This is a genomic window from Cryobacterium sp. N22 (assembly GCF_002929555.1).
Taxonomy (GTDB): domain Bacteria; phylum Actinomycetota; class Actinomycetes; order Actinomycetales; family Microbacteriaceae; genus Cryobacterium.
The window spans coordinates 655000-670058 of the sequence record NZ_PJJP01000039.1 but is presented as its reverse complement, the minus strand read 5'-3'; the positions used below and the strand labels follow the sequence as shown (position 1 = coordinate 670058).

The following is a 15059-nucleotide window of genomic DNA, read 5'->3' as shown; positions in this document are numbered from 1 at the left end:
CGTGTGCCGGCAGCAGCCTTCGGGCTGCTGCCGTTCGCGGTGTACGTGCTGCTCTTCCTGGCCCTGCCGACCCTGATCGCGGTCGGCACCGGCTTCGTCGGCAACGACGGCGGCTTCACCCTCGACACCGTTGCCGCGCTCGGCGACCCCGTGGTCCTGGCCGCCTTCGGCAGCTCGATCTGGTTGTCGGCGCTGACCGCGATCATCGGCGCCGTCGTGGGCGCCCTGGTCTGTTACGCCCTGCTCGGCGCCCGAACCGGCGGGGCGCTGCGCTCCACCGTCGATTCGCTCAGCAGCGTGATCGCCCAGTTCGGCGGCGCCATGCTCGCCTTCGCGTTCACCGCGACCATCGGCATCCAGGGCATGGTCACCCTGCTGCTGCAGGAGCGCCTGGGCATCGACATCTTCGCCGACGGCGTCTGGCTCTACGAGCTGCCCGGCCTGGTGCTGCCGTACATCTACTTCCAGGTGCCCCTGATGATCATCACCTTCATGCCGGCGCTCGCGTCGCTCAAGACGACCTGGGCCGAGGCCAACGCCACCCTCGGCGGCACCGCGCGCACCTACTGGCTGCGCATCGGCCTGCCGGTGCTGGCACCGTCGTTCCTGGGCAGCCTGTTGCTGCTGTTCGCCAACGCGTTCTCCTCCTACGCCACGGCCGCCACCCTCACCAGCCAGGGCGCGCAGATCGTGCCGCTGCAGATCCGGTCGGCGCTGACCAGCGAAACCATGCTCGGCCGGGAGAACCTCGCCGGGGCGCTGTCCCTGGGCATGATCCTCGTGATGACCGTCGTGATGATCGGCTACTCCCGTCTCCAGTCCCGCGCCGCGAGGTGGCAGCGATGACGGCGGGCATCCGCTCGGTGCGCGGCGTGGCGCACGCGCCCGGCCGGGCCACCCGGCTGCTCATCCTCGGTGCGGTCGGCCTGGTCTTCGCGGTGCCGATCCTGGCGATGATCGAGTTCACCCTGCGGCGCGGCCTCGTCGGCGGTTACGACTTCCAGCGCTGGATCGAGCTGTTCCAGAACGGTCTGACCGGCGAGTACGCGCCGGTTCTGGTGGCCCTGGCTAACTCGGTGGGACTGGCCGTTGGCACCGTCGTGATCGTGCTCGTGCTTCTGGTGCCGACGATGCTGCTCGTGCACATCCGGTTCCCGCGCCTCCGCCGCACCCTGGAGATCCTCTGCATCCTGCCGATCTCCATCCCCGCGATCGTGCTGGTGGTGGGCTTGGCCCCGGTGTTCAGCGGGCTGGCCCGGTTCGTGGGCAGCGGCGTGTGGACGCTGGCGTTCGCCTACGGCATCACGGTGCTGCCGTTCGCCTACCGGGCGATCCAGTCCAACCTCGACGGGGTGGACGTGCGCACGCTCAGCGAGGCGGCGCGCAGCCTCGGCGCCGGCTGGCTCAGCGTGCTGCTGCGGGTGCTCGTGCCCAACCTGCGCCGCGGCATCCTGGCCGGCGCGTTCATCGCCGTGGCGGTGGTGCTGGGCGAATTCACCATCGCGTCGCTGCTGAGCCGGGTCAACCTGCAGACCGCGCTCGTGGTGGTGAGCAAGAACGACCCGTACAGCGCCGTGATCCTCTCCCTGCTGGCGCTGTTCGTGGCATTCCTGCTCCTGCTGGCCATCGGCCGGCTCGGCACCGAACGTCGCCGGCCGGCCCGCGCAGACCCCACCACCCCGACCACCCCAACCTCCGGCGGAGTCCAGTCATGAGTCACACCGAAACGCCCGCACTGCAGCAGAAGGCCGTGCAGCAGAAGACTGTCGTCGAATTCTCCGGGGTGGCCAAGCGCTACGGCAGCCACCTCGCGCTGACCGAGTTCGACCTCACCCTGCAGGCCGGTGAACTCGTGGCCCTGCTCGGCCCCAGCGGCAGCGGCAAGACCACGGCGCTGCGGGTGCTGGCGGGCCTGGAGAGCTGCGACGACGGCCGCATCCTGATCAATGGCGACGATGTCTCCGGCCTGCCGACCAGCCGCCGCGACATGGGCATGGTGTTCCAGTCCTACTCGCTGTTCCCGCACCTCAGCGCGGGCGAGAACGTCGAATTCGGGCTGCGGATGCGCCGGGTGCCGTCCATCGAGCGCCGCGAGCGGGCCGCGGCGGCCCTGGCCCTGGTGGGCCTGGACGCCCACTACGGCCGCTTCGCACACGAGCTCTCCGGCGGCCAGCAGCAGCGGGTGGCCCTGGCCAGGGCGCTGGTCACCCGGCCCAGGGTGCTGCTGCTGGACGAACCGCTCTCGGCGCTGGACGCCAAGGTGCGGGTGCAACTGCGCGATCAGATCCGGCGCATCCAAACCGAACTGGGCATCACCACCCTGTTCGTGACCCACGACCAGGACGAGGCCCTCGCTGTCGCCGACAGGGTCGCGGTGATGCGGGACGGCCGGATCGAGCAGGTGGGCACGCCGGAGGAGCTCTACACCCGGCCCGCGACGCCGTTCATCGCGGACTTCGTGGGGCTGAGCAACCGGCTGCCCGGGGTGGTGCGGCACGGCTTCGCCGAGGTGCACGGGGTGGTCCTGCCGCTGCTCGACCCGTCCCACGCGGATGGCCCGGTGCGGGTCTTCGTGCGCCCGGAGGACCTGACGCTGGCCACCGCGGGCACGAGCCCGGCCGGCACGAGCCTGGCCGGTACCGTGCTGCTCTCCAGCTTCCTCGGCTCGTTGCGGCGCACCAGCGTGCAGCTCGATCAGGGCGGCACCGTCGTGGTGCAGCACGACGTGCGGGACCGGCCGATGGTGGGCGCGGCCGTGCTGGTGCGCTTTGCCGGTGCCCCCGTGCCGGTAGAAGCAGCGATCTAGACTGGTCCAGTGAGCACACCCACGGGAAGACCCGGCTGGTTCGGCCGCCGGCGCACAGTCCGATCGAGTCCCTCGGCCGCGCCGATCACGGCGGTCCTCACGCCCGTGCAGTCGGAGGCCAACGGCGTGGACGAGAACATCCCGGCGGGCATCCGCCTGGCCGGCGCCTGGGCGTGGCGCCTCCTCGTGATCGCCGCCGCGATCGCCGTGCTGCTGTACCTGATCGTGCAGCTGCGCTTCATCGTGATCCCGCTGCTCGTGGCCGTGCTGGTGTCCGCCCTGCTCGTGCCCCTGGTCGGTTTCCTCACCCGGCACCGCTGGCCCAAGGGGCTCGCCGTCGCGACGGCGCTGGTCGGCACCCTGGCGGTCATCGCCGGCCTCGTCACCCTGGCCGTCACCCAGATCGCGGCCGGGTCGGTGGGCCTGAGCGCCAGGTTCGCCGCGTCGTACGCGAACCTCAAGGAGCTTCTGGCGGCGTCGCCGCTGCAGCTGAGCAACGCCGAGATCAACGGCTATCTCAGCCAGGCCGTCGACGCCCTCCAGGCCGACAGCCAGATCTTCATCACCGGAGCGCTCTCGCTGGGGTCGTCGCTGGGGCACCTGGCCACCGGTGCGCTGCTCACCCTGTTCAGCCTGCTGTTCATCCTCATCGACGGTGCGGGGATCTGGAACTGGATCGTCAGAATCTTCCCCCGTCGGGCCCGGCCGGCCGTCGCCGGGGCCGGCGCCGCCGGCTGGCGAACCCTGGGCAACTTCGCCAGGGTGCAGATCCTGGTCGCCACGATCGACGCCATCGGCATCGGCGCCGGAGCCGCGATCCTGGGCGTTCCGATGGCCATCCCGATCGGCGTGCTGGTGTTCCTGGGCTCGTTCGTCCCGATCGTCGGCGCCGTGGCCACGGGCGCCGTGGCCGTGTTGATAGCGCTGATCTTCAACGACTGGTTCGTGGCGTTGCTGATGCTCGGGGTGGTGCTGCTCGTGCAGCAGATCGAGGGCCACGTGCTGCAGCCGCTGATCATGGGCACCGCCGTCAAGGTGCATCCGCTCGGCGTGGTGCTCGTCGTCGCGGCCGGTGCGCTGCTGGCCGGCATCCCCGGCGCCCTGTTCGCGGTTCCCGTCGCTGCCGTGCTGAACGTTATGATCAGCTACATCCATAGCGGCGCCTGGCGCGGGGGAGTGCCGCCGGCCGGCCCGGCGCCCGGCTCCATTCTGTGGCAGACGATTCCGCAGCGGCCGGGTTTCCGGCCGCAGCGCAGCGTGGCCGTCACCGAGAGCAGAGTAAGAGAGACCCGTCCATGACAGACACCCCCGCAGTTCTTGCCGGCACACCCCTGGCCGGCCCCACTCTGGAAGACTTCGAGACCGCCCGCACCGTGGTGTCGCGGGTGGCCGACGTCACGCCGATGGAAAGCTCCCGCTACCTCTCGACGATCCTCGGAGCGCCGGTCTTCCTCAAGTGCGAAAACCTGCAGCGCACCGGGTCGTACAAGATCCGCGGCGCGTACCACCGGCTGTCCAAGCTCACCGACGAGGAGAAGGCCCGCGGCGTCGTCGCGGCCTCCGCCGGCAACCACGCCCAGGGGGTGGCGTTCGCCGCCCGGGAGCTCGGCATTGAGGCGACCATCTTCATGCCCGTCGGTGTGGCGCTGCCCAAACTCCAGGCCACCCGTGACTACGGCGCCCAGGTGATCCTGCGCGGGCACACCGTCGCGGAGCCGCTCCTGGCCGCCGCGGAGTACGCCCGCGAGACCGGCGCGGTCCTGATTCCGCCGTTCGACCACCCGGATGTCGTGGCCGGAGCCGGCACCCTCGGCCTCGAGGTGCTCGACCAGATGCCCGACCTCGAGACCGTGATCGTGCCGATCGGCGGCGGCGGGCTCACCTCCGGCATGGCCAGTGTGCTCAAGCAGTACTCCGCGCGGCACAATCGTCGGATCCGGGTCATCGGGGTGCAGTCGGAGAACGCGGCGGCGTACCCGCCGTCCCTCGCCGCGGGGGAGGCCCTCGCGATCGACATCTCCCCGACCATGGCCGACGGCATCGCCGTGGCCAAGCCGGGCCTGCTGAACTTCGCCATCATCCGCGACGCCGTCGACGAGATCGTCACCGTCAGCGAGGACGACATGGCCAGGGCGATCCTGGTGCTCCTCGAGCGCGCCAAGCTCGTCGTCGAGCCGGCCGGTGCCGTCTCGGTCGCCGCCATCCTGGCCGGCAAAATCACCAACACCGGCCGCACCGTGGCGGTGCTCTCCGGCGGCAACATCGACCCGTTGCTCATGCAGCGCGTGATCAGCCACGGCCTGGCGGCATCCGGCCGGTACCTCAAGCTGCGGATCATGCTGCCCGACCGTCCCGGCCAGCTCGCCCGCATCTCCGAGCTGCTCGCCGAGGCGCACGCCAACGTCATCGAGGTGTTGCACACCCGCCACGGCGCCGGCCTGCAGATCAGCGAGGTCGAGTTGGACATCAGCGTCGAGACCCGCGGCCCCGAGCACCGCCAGCACGTCGTCGACACCCTGCGAGCCGCCGGGTACGATCCCCGCACCGACTAGCCCAGGCACACGAGAACGGCCGGCTGCGTGAGCAGCCGGCCGTTCGTGTCACCAGGGGCGATTAGCCCGTGAAGGTCTCCACGAGGTGGATCTCCACGGCGATCTGCTTGCCGTTGGGGGTTTCGTAGCTCGTCTTCGCGCCGACCTTGAGCCCGATGATGGCCTCGCCCAGGGGGCTCTTCTCGCTGTACACGTCAAGGTCGCTGTCGCCGGCGATCTCCCGGCTGCCGATGAGGAAGCGGGTCTCGTCACCGGCGATGGTGGCGGTGATGATGGTGCCGGGCTCGACGACACCCTTGCTTTCGGGGGCGTGGCCCACCTCGGCGGTGCGCAGCAGCAGAGTGAGGGTGCGGATGCGGGCCTCCATCTTGCCCTGCTCCTCCTTGGCCGCGTGGTAGCCGGCGTTCTCCTTGAGGTCTCCCTCGGAGCGCGCGGACTCGATCTTGTTGGCGATGTCCACCCGAGCAACAGTGCTGAGAGTGTCCAGCTCCGCAGCGAGGCGGTCATAGGCCTCCTGGGTTAGCCAGGTGACCGAGGTTTCGGTAGTCATGGTTCTCTCCTTCTCGTGCTGATCGGTGGTGCGCCGGCAGATAGTGCGCCGATGGTGCCGCGGAGCGGCCGTTCGTCGCTGGGCCCGTCACGGCCTAGTGCGTCACGGCCTAGTACGTCACGACATACAGCGGACGCCCCGACTTCTGTCAGGGCGAATACATCAGTCTAGGTCAACCAGCAGCGGTAAATCAATCCGGTGTTGCTCAACTCCGTCGTCTTCACGATCTCGGTGAACGAGCGGGTGTAGTCGGCGGACGGCGCCAGGTCGATGATCTTCCAACCCACCACGGTGAACGACTCGTTGAGCGCCTGCACGGCGCAGCTGGCGGCGTTCTCCGGCGGCAGCGACACCTCGAAGGTCACGCTGATGCTGTTCTCGTCGATGATCTGGTGCCTGGTGTCCCTGGCTTCGATCGCGGGGCCCGCGCCGTCCAGGCCCGCCCAGACGACCCAGCCGGTGAGGATCAACGCGAAGAGTCCCGCGACGACCCACAGCACCCGGCGGTCGCGGCGGGTGCTGCCGGGGGTTCGCCCATAGCGTTCGTCGAGGTTGCTGCTCACGGCCACACAGACTCCACACTCACGGTTCAACGATTAGGCTTGTACCTTAGGTTAGCTGGCATTTCTGAGGAGTTTCATGACCCTGCGGCTCTTGGCAGTGCACGCCCATCCCGACGACGAGTCGAGCAAGGGCGCCGCGACGTACGCGTACTACCGAAGCCTCGGCGCCGAGGTGCTCATTGTGAGCTGCACGGGTGGTGAACGCGGCAGCATCCTCAACGATGAACTGGCCAACGTGGCCATGGCCGAGCGTGACCTCGCCGGCCTCCGCCGCCGGGAAATGGCGGCCGCCCAGCAGGCGATGGGTATCCAGCACCGCTGGCTGGGCTACCAGGATTCCGGCATGGCCGACGACGGCGGGGTGCCGAAGAACTCCTTCGCCGATGTGCCGCTGGAGTACTCGGCCGAACCCCTGGTGCGCATCATCCGCGACTTCCGTCCCCAGGTGCTCATCACCTACGACGAGAACGGCGGCTACCCGCACCCCGACCACATCCGCTGCCACCAGGTCTCCGTCGAAGCGTTCCGTGCCGCGGCCGACCCGACACGGTACCCGGATGCCGGCGCGCCGTGGCAGATCGACAAGCTGTACTACGACCGCATCTTCAACCTCGAGCGCATGGACGCCATGTACCTCGAGCTCAGCATCACCGAACCGGACTCCGACCTGCTCGAACCCTTGGCCAGCGCCAGGGAACGGATGAGCGAGTACCCGAACCTGGCCACGACGCACGTGCCGATCGGTGACTTCCTGGAGGTGCGCGATGAGGCCCTGCGGTCGCATGCCAGCCAGGTGTCACCCACGAGCAGTTTCTTCTTCTGGCCCAACGACATGGTGCGCAAGGCCTGGCCCTACGAGGACTTCCAACTCGTCGAATCGAAAGTTGACACCGACATGCCCGAATCCGATCTCTTCAGTGGTGTGAGGGACGACGCATGAGCGGCCTCTTCTCGCCCGTGGCCGGCTTCATCCTGTCCAACACCCCGCCGCCCGAGTTCAACCCCGACACGGTCACACCGGGCCCCTGGGGCTTCTTCGCGATCTTCTTCGTCGCGGCCGTGACCCTGCTGCTGGGCATGGACCTGGCCCGGCGCATCCGCCGCACCACCTACCGTGCCGAGATGCAGGAACGGTTGCAGGCCGAGGTCGCCGAACGCGACGCGCTGGCCGCGCAGAAGAAGGACACGCCGGAGGCCTGATTCAGGGGTACGCGCCTACGGGTACAGCGGATGCGTGGCGATGATCAGGATCGCGAACCAGTGGCAGAGGAACGCCACCACGGTCAGTGAGTGGAAGATCTCGTGGAAGCCGAACACCCCGGGAATCGGGTTGGGCTTCTTGAGACCGTAGACGACGGCGCCGACCGAGTAGCAGAGCCCGCCGACCATGATCAGGGTCATCATCAGGGCGTCGGCCTGGAAGAAGTCGACGATGAACATCAACGCGCCCCAGCCCAGCGCCAGGTAGAGCGGCACGTACAGCCACCGTGGGGCGTTGATCCAGAACACCCGGAACGCGATGCCGAGGATGGCGCCGCCCCAGACCAGCGACAGAAGCAGCACGGCCTTGTCCGGCGGCAGCGCCAGCACCGTGATGGGCGTGTACGACCCGGCGATCAGCAGGAAGATGTTGGCATGGTCGATGCGCTTGAGCACCATTCGGGTGCGCGGCTGCCAGTTGAACCGGTGGTAGAGCGCCGAATTGCCGAACAGGAGCATCGAGCTGGCCACGAAAACGGCCGAACTCCACTTGGCAGCCGGGCCGTCGGCGGCGGCCAGGAGGATGATGCCGGCGACGATGGTCACCGGGAACGTGCCGGCATGGATCCAGCCCCGCCAGGTGGGCTTTTCGGGAACCGGATGCTCGATCTCGTCTTCGAGGAGGGGGAGATTCGGGATGTCGTCCGTAGAGGCCATGCAGTCAGGATACGGCAGCGCCGAAGGCTCCGCGGCGCGAACGGGGGCCGGATTGGGCTAGCGTAACTGTGTGCAGATGCGGCAATTCTCCCTCGGACGCGGACTCCTCTACAGGGTCTACCAGCGTCGGCTGCGTCGCGGGCTGACCGCCGCGGTCCTGCCGCGGCACGTGGCCATGATCATCGACGGCAACCGCCGGTGGGCCAAGCAGCTCGGTTACGACTCCGCCGCCCACGGTCACCGGGCCGGGGCCGCGAAGATGCGCGAATTCCTGGAATGGTGCGACGATCTCGGCATCTCCGTCGTCACGCTGTACCTGCTCTCCGCCGACAATCTCACCCAGCGTCCGACCGAGGAACTCGACGCCCTCTTCGAGATCATCGCGGACCTCGCCGAGGACCTCTCGCATTACCGCGACTGGAAGGTGCAGCAGGTCGGGTCGAAGAAATGCCTGCCCGGCCCTCTCGAGGGCGCCCTGACCGCCGCGGAGGCCCGCACGCACGCCAACACCGGCCTGCACGTGAACCTCGCCGTCGGCTACGGCGGCCGCACCGAGATCACCGACGCGATGCGCAGCATCGTCGCCACCCACCACGCCCACGGCGGCACCCTCGAGGACCTCGCGGAGACCCTCACCCCCGAACTCATCGGCCAGCACCTGTACACGGGCGGCCAGCCGGACCCCGACCTCGTCATCCGCACCTCGGGCGAGCAGCGCCTGAGTGACTTCATGCTCTGGCAGAGCGCGCACAGCGAGTTCTATTTCGTCGAGGCCCTCGGCCCCGACCTCCGCCAGGTCGACTTCCTGCGGGCCCTGCGCGACTTCGCCAAACGGCACCGCAGGTTCGGCGGGTGAGCGCGGTCCACGCGCCCCTCGCCGCCTACCTGAACGGCTTCACCGAAGACCCCGGCTACCTGGACTACGGCCGCATCGGACCCATGTCTGGTGCCGTCGTGGCCGAAACACGCGGCCAGACCGAGATCCTGGCCAGGGCCCGGTACGGCAGCCTCGGGCACTTCGGTGAGCAGGACCTGCGGATGCGCAACGCCGTGGCCGCGGGTCTGGGGTTCAGGGCCGACCAGATCGTGTCCCAGCCGAACACCAGCATGGGCCTCATGCACGCCATGTTCGGTCTGACCGGCGACGTGCTGCTCTCGCCGGCGGACTTCCCGAGCCTGCCGTTCGCGGCCAGCCGCGCCGCGGAGGCCCTGCACGTGGCGACACCGCTGTGGCTCACGGCTTCCGGCGGTGAGAACAGCGCGGGGCAGGTCACGCCCGGCCAGGTGCGCGACCAGCTCACCCCGACCACCGTCGCGGTCGCCGTCAGCCTCGTTGATTCCCGCACGGGCTTCAGGGCCGACCTGGAGGGCATCCGGCAGGTCATCGGTGACAGGCTGCTCATCGTCGACGCCATCCAGGGCTTCGGGGTGGTGGATGCCGCCTACGAGATGGCCGATGTCGTCGCCTCCGGCGGCCAGAAGTGGGTCAGGGCCGGTTGGGGCACCGGTTTCCTCGCCCTGAGCGACCGCGCCGTGGAACGGCTCACCCCGGTGGTGTCGGGCTTCACCGGCACCGAGCGTGCCGAACCGTGGGACGAGATACCGCCGCCGGCGCACGCGGCGTCGGCGTTCCGGGTCACCAACGGCGACGGCATCGCCCAGGCCAGGTTCGCCACGGCGCTCGAGGAGATCCAGGCCGCGGGTCTGCCCGCCATCGAGGCCCTGGTGTGCGCCAACGTCGAACGACTGATCGACCTGGCCGACCAGTTCGGCATTCCGGTGCTCTCCGCCAGGGATGCCAGGGAACGGGCCGGCCTGCTGGTGCTCGCCCCGCCCGCCGAACGCCTCACGGCGCTCGGGGCCGCCCTGCACAACCACGGCGTGGCCGTCACGACCCGCGGCGGCACGGTGCGGCTCAGCGTGCACGCCCACCTCGCCGACGAGACCGTCGACATGCTGCGCGGCGCCTTCACGGCGTACTCCGCCACCGGCGGGTACTGACTCCGCCGCCACCCGCGCGACGAAAGTTAACACCTCGTGACGTTGGGCGTGTCGTTTTTCCAATTCCCAGCCAATCGACGTACGTTCATCACATCAGGTATGGCACCTGATCGAGACGGCCACATAAGTACGGCTCGAGAAAAAAGCTTGTGGTCGCTCGCAAAGAATCCGCATCCTCGGGTGCGGGGTGGGAGTGGTTGTGACCGCTAATCGAACCGACTACCTGAACGAAGAACACACACCGTCAGGGGTCGACCAAACCGAGCGCACCTTCGTGCTGGACACCTCGGTTCTCCTGTCCGACCCGAAGGCGATCTTCCGGTTCGCCGAGCATTCCGTCGTGCTGCCGGTGGTGGTGATCACCGAACTCGAGTCCAAGCGCAACGACCCCGAGATCGGTTACTTCGCCCGGCAGGCGTTGCGGTACCTCGACGAACTGCGGGTCAAGCACGAACGACTCGACTTCGCCATCCCGGTAGGGGAGGGCGGCAGCCTGCGGGTGGAGCTGAACCACTCGAACATGTCGGTGCTGCCCTCCGGGCTGCAGCTGGGTGACAACGACTCGCGCATCCTGGCGGTGGCCATGAACCTGGCCAACGACGGGCTCGCCGTCACCGTGGTCTCCAAGGACCTGCCGCTGCGGGTGAAGGCCGCCTCGATCGGGCTGACCGCCGACGAGTACCGGCACGAGCTGGCGGTGGACTCCGGCTGGACGGGCATGGACGAGATCACCCTGAGCGCCGAGCAGGTCAACGACCTCTACGACAAGGAATCCCTGCAGACCCGCCTGGTGCAGGACATGCCGGTCAACACGGGCCTGGTGATCCACTCCGACCGCGGCTCGGCCCTCGGCCGGGTCACCGGCCGGGGCGAGCTGCGCCTGGTGCGCGGGGACCGCGACCTGTTCGGCCTGCACGGCCGGTCGGCCGAACAGCGCCTGGCGATCGACCTGCTGCTGGACCCGGAGATCGGCATCCTGTCGTTGGGAGGTCGAGCGGGGACGGGGAAGTCGGCGCTCGCCCTCTGCGCGGGCCTGGAGGCCGTGCTGGAGCGTCAGCAGCACCGCAAGATCATGGTGTTCCGGCCGCTGTACGCGGTGGGCGGCCAGGAGCTGGGCTACCTGCCCGGTGACGCGCAGGAGAAGATGGGTCCCTGGGGTCAGGCCGTGTTCGACACCCTCGGCGCGCTGGTCAGCGAGAACGTGCTCGAGGAGGTCGTCGAGCGTGGCATCCTCGAGGTGTTGCCGCTCACCCACATCCGCGGCCGGAGCCTGCACGACGCCTTCGTGATCGTCGACGAGGCGCAGTCGCTGGAGCGGAACGTGCTGCTGACGGTGCTCAGCCGCATCGGGCAGAACTCCCGGGTGGTGCTCACCCACGATGTGGCCCAGCGCGACAACCTGCGGGTGGGTCGCTTCGACGGTGTCGCGAGCGTGATCGAGACCCTGAAGGGGCATCCGCTGTTTGCCCATATGACGCTGACCCGGTCCGAGCGCAGCGCCATCGCCGCCCTCGTCACGGAAATGTTGGAAGGTAACGAGCTGGCCTAAGCGCACGAAAGCGGTGAAACGGTTGCCTCAGCGAAGCTGAAGCAACCGTTTCGCCGCTTTCGCGGTACGGGCTAACGCGCCTGCGGCGGCCGGGTCATGCTCAGCACGTCGAGGGCCGTGTCCAGCTGCTCGAGGGTGACCTCGCCGCGCTCGACGAAGCCGAGGTCGATGACCGACTCGCGCACGGTGAGGCCCTGGGCCACGGAGTGCTTGGCCACCTTGGCGGCGGCCTCGTAGCCGATCACCCGGTTGAGCGGCGTGACGATCGACGGCGACGACTCGGCCAGCGCGCGGGCGCGGTCGAGGTTGGCCTCAAGGCCGTCGACGGTCTTGTCGGCGAGCACCCGGGCGCCGTTGGTGAGCAACCGGATCGACTCCAGCAGAGCGGTGCCCATCACGGGGATGGCCACGTTGAGTTCGAACGCGCCGGAAGCGCCGGACCAGGCGATGGTGGCGTCGTTGCCGATCACGCGGGAGCAGACCATGAGCACGGCCTCCGGGATGACCGGGTTGACCTTGCCGGGCATGATCGACGAACCCGGCTGCAGGTCGGGGATGCTCAGCTCGCCGATGCCGGTGTTGGGGCCTGAGCCCATCCAGCGCAGGTCGTTGCAGATCTTGGTGAGGCCGACGGCGATGGTGCGCAGAGCCCCGGAGGCGTCGACCAGGCCGTCACGGTTGGCCTGGGCCTCGAAGTGGTCGATGGCCTCGGTGATCGGCAGTTCGGTCTCGTCGCAGAGCAGCTCGATGACCAGCTGCGGGAAACCGGCCGGCGTGTTGATGCCGGTGCCGACGGCTGTGCCGCCCAGCGGCACCTCGGCGACGCGGGGGAGCGCGGTGCGCACCCGTTCGATGCCCAGGCGCATCTGGCGGGCGTAGCCGCCGAATTCCTGGCCGAGGGTGACGGGGGTGGCGTCCATCAGGTGGGTGCGGCCGGCCTTGACGGCGGTCGCCCACAGTTCTGCCTTGGCCTCGAACGCCACCGCGAGGTGGTCCAGGGCCGGGATGAGATCGTCGATGAGCGCGCTGGTCACGGCGATGTGCACCGAGGTGGGGAAGACGTCGTTGGAGGACTGTGACGCGTTGACGTGGTCGTTGGGGTGCACCGGGCTGCCCAGACGCCGGGTGGCGAGGGTGGCGAGCACCTCGTTCATGTTCATGTTCGAGGAGGTTCCGCTGCCGGTCTGGTACACGTCGATGGGGAACTCGGCGTCGTGCCGGCCGGTGATGACCTCGTCGGCGGCGGCCGCGATGGCGTCGGCGATGCCTGCGTCGAGCACGCCGAGACGGGCATTGGCGAGGGCCGCGGACTTCTTGATGCGGGCCAGGGCCGCGATCTGGGCGGACTCGAGCACGGAGCCGGAGATCGGGAAGTTCTCGACCGCCCGCTGTGTCTGCGCGCCGTAGAGCGCGGCGGCGGGAACCCGGACCTCGCCCATGGTGTCGTGTTCGATCCGGAATTCTGTTTCAGCTGAAATGTCCACCACGGTGTGTCATACCTTTCGATTCATGCGGGTTGCCGGTCGGTGTCGAGAGTTCTTAGACGACGCCGACGACGAGGTCTGGATCTGCGCGGCCCTCGAGGAGCCTGTAGTTCGCACCGACGATAGCCAATGTACCTTCTGCGATGGCGGCGCTGATCATCTCCGAGCGCTGCACGAGCTCCGCCACGGTGTCGCGCAGGTGTTCCCGGCCCACGGCGGAGGCGTCGACGTCGTCAGGGTCGAGCGGGCCGGTTTTCGGTCCATTGACGCGGCGCACGGCCGGCACGATCTTCTCGATGATGGACTGGATGTGCGGGGGCAGCGCCACGGCGTCTTCGGCTTGCGAGTCGATGGCGGCTCGCACCGCGCCGCACCTGTCGTGGCCGAGCACCAGGATCAGCGGCACCTTGAGCACGGCGACGGCATACTCGAGCGAGCCGAGCACCGAATCGGAAATGACCTGGCCGGCGTTCCGCACGACGAACAGATCGCCCAGGCCCTTGTCGAAGATGATCTCGGCGGCCAGCCTGGAGTCACTGCAGCCGAACAGGGCGGCCATGGGGTTCTGCACGAACGCGGTCTCGGCGCGACGGTCGACGTCCTGGCGGGGGTGTTGCGGCGTGCCGGCCACGAAGCGCTCGTTGCCCGCGGCGAGGTCGTTCCAGACCTGGGCTGGTGTGGGAGTGTCAGTCATTCGTTGGAGCCGTTCTGTTCGGTGCCGGTCTGTTCGGTGTTGATGTGCTCGGCGACGGCGTCGGCCAACACGGTCAGTTCTTCGTCGGTGGCCGTGCCGATCAGGAGGTAGCTGCTGTCGCCGGCCTCGGTGACCAGGGCGGACTCGAAGTTGCCCCGGTCGGCGGCCGGCGCGGGATTGCGGTACACGTCCCAGTCCACGCCGTTGATGCTGATGGTGTCGGTCGGGTCGACCTTGTCGAGCTGTTCGGCCAGCCAGGTGGGGTTCGCGTCGACGGCCTGGGTGAGGCCGATGAACTCGTTCTTGGGGGTGAGCAGGCCGAGATACCAGCTCGAGACCCCGTCGTTGCCGCCCGGACGCCACTGGGCGGCGTTGGCACGCCAACCGACCGGCAGCGCGGGCACCACGAGGGGCTCGTCGACGCCGGGCTGCACCTGGGCGGCGACGGTGGCGTAGTCGATCTCACGGTCGAGGGGGGTGTCGCTGCGCGGCACGATCAGCACCAGCACGATGACCGCGCCGAGGGTCGCCAGCAGCGCGTAGACGAGGTTGTTGATGGTCTTGCGGGCCCGGTAGTTCTTGGAATTGGTGGCCAGCCGGGTGGCGCGTTCCTCCGGGGTCTCCGGGCGGCCGAGCTCCGCGACGACCCGCGGCGGCCGGGGGCTGCGGCTCATTCCGCGCTGGCCGCGCCGCGGGCGGCGTCCAGGCGCGCCTTGGCGCCGATCAGCCATTCCTCACAGCGGGTCGCGAGGGCTTCGCCCCGCTCCCAGAGAGCCAGGGATTCCTCGAGCGTGGACGCGCCCTGCTCGAGCACCGAGACGACACGGATCAGTTCGTCCCTGGCCTGCTCGTAGCTGAGCGAGTCGACCGCCGGAACGGTGCCGGGGGTGTTCGGAGTCGTGGCTGCGGGCGAAGTCATGTCATCCATCCTATTTCTTTCCAT

General features: G+C 68.8%; 17 protein-coding genes. 10 read left to right on the top strand and 7 right to left on the bottom strand.

What is annotated here, in order from left to right; all coding sequences use genetic code 11:
* Positions 1 to 3 precede the first annotated feature (3 nt).
* From CXY76_RS18630 to ilvA, 5 genes are read left to right on the top strand one after another with little or no spacing between them, the layout of a single operon-like run.
* Entirely contained in the window at positions 4 to 846 is an 843-nt protein-coding gene (locus CXY76_RS18630; RefSeq protein ID WP_233200036.1) for an ABC transporter permease subunit, read from the top strand.
* The gene (locus tag CXY76_RS18625; RefSeq protein WP_104167111.1) at positions 843 to 1715 is read left to right on the top strand and encodes an ABC transporter permease; all 873 of its coding nucleotides are present in this window, start codon (positions 843 to 845) and stop codon (positions 1713 to 1715) included. Before CXY76_RS18630 ends, CXY76_RS18625 begins: the two co-directional genes overlap by 4 nt.
* Complete coding sequence (locus CXY76_RS18620) at positions 1712 to 2806, top strand: ABC transporter ATP-binding protein (RefSeq protein ID WP_104167109.1); 1095 nt, start codon at positions 1712 to 1714, stop codon at positions 2804 to 2806. The genes CXY76_RS18625 and CXY76_RS18620 overlap by 4 nt, the downstream gene beginning before the upstream one ends.
* Before the next feature lie 9 nt (positions 2807 to 2815).
* Entirely contained in the window at positions 2816 to 4105 is a 1290-nt protein-coding gene (locus CXY76_RS18615) for an AI-2E family transporter (protein ID WP_233200034.1), read from the top strand.
* Positions 4102 to 5358, top strand: a complete 1257-nt coding sequence (ilvA, locus tag CXY76_RS18610; RefSeq protein WP_104167107.1) for a threonine ammonia-lyase — start codon at positions 4102 to 4104, stop codon at positions 5356 to 5358. The genes CXY76_RS18615 and ilvA overlap by 4 nt, the downstream gene beginning before the upstream one ends.
* Before the next feature lie 61 nt (positions 5359 to 5419).
* Here ilvA and greA read toward each other — a convergent pair whose 3' ends face one another.
* Together greA and CXY76_RS18600 are read right to left on the bottom strand one after the other, a co-directional pair.
* Positions 5420 to 5908 (bottom strand): transcription elongation factor GreA, encoded by a 489-nt coding sequence (gene greA / locus CXY76_RS18605; protein WP_104167105.1) that lies wholly within the window; start codon positions 5906 to 5908, stop codon positions 5420 to 5422.
* Positions 5909 to 6075: 167 nt separating this feature from the next.
* Positions 6076 to 6471, bottom strand: a complete 396-nt coding sequence (locus CXY76_RS18600) for a DUF4307 domain-containing protein (protein ID WP_158253943.1) — start codon at positions 6469 to 6471, stop codon at positions 6076 to 6078.
* 76 nt (positions 6472 to 6547) lie between these two features.
* On the opposite strand from CXY76_RS18600, the gene mca reads away from it, so the two are divergent.
* Complete coding sequence (mca, locus tag CXY76_RS18595) at positions 6548 to 7411, top strand: mycothiol conjugate amidase Mca (protein WP_199190359.1); 864 nt, start codon at positions 6548 to 6550, stop codon at positions 7409 to 7411.
* Complete coding sequence (locus CXY76_RS18590; protein ID WP_104167101.1) at positions 7408 to 7671, top strand: hypothetical protein; 264 nt, start codon at positions 7408 to 7410, stop codon at positions 7669 to 7671. Before mca ends, CXY76_RS18590 begins: the two co-directional genes overlap by 4 nt.
* 15 nt (positions 7672 to 7686) lie before the next feature.
* Here CXY76_RS18590 and CXY76_RS18585 read toward each other — a convergent pair whose 3' ends face one another.
* Entirely contained in the window at positions 7687 to 8388 is a 702-nt protein-coding gene (locus CXY76_RS18585; protein WP_104167099.1) for a hemolysin III family protein, read from the bottom strand.
* Between the two features lie 76 nt (positions 8389 to 8464).
* On the opposite strand from CXY76_RS18585, the gene CXY76_RS18580 reads away from it, so the two are divergent.
* The 3 genes from CXY76_RS18580 to CXY76_RS18570 all read left to right on the top strand — a co-directional run bounded on the left by CXY76_RS18580 (position 8465) and on the right by CXY76_RS18570 (position 11938).
* Positions 8465 to 9244, top strand: a complete 780-nt coding sequence (locus CXY76_RS18580) for an isoprenyl transferase (protein WP_104167442.1) — start codon at positions 8465 to 8467, stop codon at positions 9242 to 9244.
* Positions 9241 to 10389 carry an aminotransferase class V-fold PLP-dependent enzyme gene (locus CXY76_RS18575; protein WP_233200032.1) on the top strand — a complete coding sequence of 383 codons (1149 nt, stop codon included), beginning with the start codon at positions 9241 to 9243 and terminating at the stop codon, positions 10387 to 10389. The genes CXY76_RS18580 and CXY76_RS18575 overlap by 4 nt, the downstream gene beginning before the upstream one ends.
* 199 nt (positions 10390 to 10588) lie before the next feature.
* Entirely contained in the window at positions 10589 to 11938 is a 1350-nt protein-coding gene (locus tag CXY76_RS18570) for a PhoH family protein (RefSeq protein WP_369826183.1), read from the top strand.
* Between the two features lie 71 nt (positions 11939 to 12009).
* Here CXY76_RS18570 and CXY76_RS18565 read toward each other — a convergent pair whose 3' ends face one another.
* The 4 genes from CXY76_RS18565 to CXY76_RS18550 are packed head-to-tail and all read right to left on the bottom strand — an operon-like array spanning position 12010 to position 15044.
* Positions 12010 to 13425, bottom strand: a complete 1416-nt coding sequence (locus CXY76_RS18565) for an aspartate ammonia-lyase (RefSeq protein WP_199190358.1) — start codon at positions 13423 to 13425, stop codon at positions 12010 to 12012.
* A gap of 52 nt (positions 13426 to 13477) precedes the next feature.
* Entirely contained in the window at positions 13478 to 14116 is a 639-nt protein-coding gene (locus tag CXY76_RS18560) for a carbonic anhydrase (RefSeq protein WP_104167097.1), read from the bottom strand.
* A complete protein-coding gene (locus tag CXY76_RS18555; RefSeq protein ID WP_104167095.1) occupies positions 14113 to 14790 on the bottom strand; it encodes a DUF4245 domain-containing protein in 678 nt (225 codons plus the stop codon). The genes CXY76_RS18560 and CXY76_RS18555 overlap by 4 nt, the downstream gene beginning before the upstream one ends.
* Complete coding sequence (locus tag CXY76_RS18550; RefSeq protein ID WP_369826182.1) at positions 14787 to 15044, bottom strand: exodeoxyribonuclease VII small subunit; 258 nt, start codon at positions 15042 to 15044, stop codon at positions 14787 to 14789. Before CXY76_RS18550 ends, CXY76_RS18555 begins: the two co-directional genes overlap by 4 nt.
* Positions 15045 to 15059: the final 15 nt, after the last annotated feature.